This window comes from Variovorax sp. P1_H12_2 (genome assembly GCF_056405335.1).
On the sequence record NZ_JBFUCI010000784.1, the window covers coordinates 1 to 1,030 of the forward strand.

2 protein-coding genes are annotated in these 1,030 nt (G+C 67.7%); one reads left to right on the forward strand and one right to left on the reverse strand.

Annotated elements, in window-relative coordinates:
• Positions 1–101: 101 nt before the first annotated feature.
• Positions 102–512, reverse strand: coding sequence for a VOC family protein (locus AC1D2K_RS35125; RefSeq protein WP_478095097.1), 411 nt, complete (start codon positions 510–512; stop codon positions 102–104).
• A gap of 138 nt (positions 513–650) precedes the next feature.
• Here AC1D2K_RS35125 and AC1D2K_RS35130 point away from each other — a divergent pair.
• The coding region (locus AC1D2K_RS35130; RefSeq protein WP_478095098.1) for a PhaM family polyhydroxyalkanoate granule multifunctional regulatory protein at positions 651–1,030 on the forward strand (380 nt) is incomplete at its 3' end.

The following is a 1,030-nucleotide window of genomic DNA, read 5'->3' on the forward strand; positions in this document are numbered from 1 at the left end:
GTCCTGCACCGCGTGCGCCGTGCCGCAGGCGAACAGCAGCAGCACGGCCGCCGCGGCGAAGCGCTGGCGCGTCGATGGCTGGGGTGCCGCGGCCGAAAGGCTCATGCGTCGTATACGGTGTCGAGCGACCTGAAGCCCTTGGCCTCGATCGGATTGCCGAAGGGATCGCAGAAGAACATCGTCCATTGCTCGCCGGGCTGCCCCTCGAAGCGCACCTGCGGCTTCAGCACGAAGTCGACCCCGGCCGCCTCCAGGCGCGCGGCGAGTTGGCGCCAGGCGGGCAGTTCGAGCACGATGCCGAAGTGCGGCATCGGTACCATCGCGTCCCCCACGCGGCCGGTGCGCGCGGTGGCGAAGGGCTCGCCGAGGTGCAGCGAGATCTGGTGGCCGAAGAAGTCGAAGTCGACCCAGGTGTCGGTGCTGCGGCCTTCGGCGCAGCCGAGCACGCCGCCGTAGAAGCGCCTGGCTTCGTCGAGGTCGCGCACGTGGAAGGCGAGGTGGAAGATGGACATGTGACTTTCTGTGTCTGGTCGGCCATTGTCCACAAGCCGGGCCTCGATGGCGAGTCCCTGATGCCATCGGCAAGCCCAAAAGCGTGGACGCTTGGAGTAAGCTGCCTGCACAAGAAACACACTTCCGGAGCACCCCCCATGAGCGACGCCAGCAAGCCTTTCGCCTTCAGTCAGTTCGTTCCGGGTTTCGACTTCCTGAAGAATCTGGCTGGCGGGAGCACCACGCCCAGCGCCGTGCCAGGGCTGCCGAGCCTGTCGAACTGGGTGGCGCCGACGCTGAGCGTCGAGGAGGTCGACAAGCGCATCCAGGAGCTCAAGACCGTTCAGTACTGGCTCGAGCAGAATGGCCATGCGCTCAAGGCGACGATCCAGGCGCTCGAAGTGCAGAAGATGACGCTGTCGACCTTGCGCGGCATGAACGTGCGCATGGAAGACCTCGCGAGCGCCTTCACGCGGCCGGCAGCGCCCGCACCGGCGCCGGCGTTCCGGACCGAGGCGCCGGCCGCGGCACCCGCGCC

Coding starts and splice junctions, on each gene's coding strand:
- AC1D2K_RS35125 (WP_478095097.1), bottom strand. CDS start 512: ATGTCCATCTTCCACCTCGCCTTCCACGTGCGCGACCTCGACGAAGCC.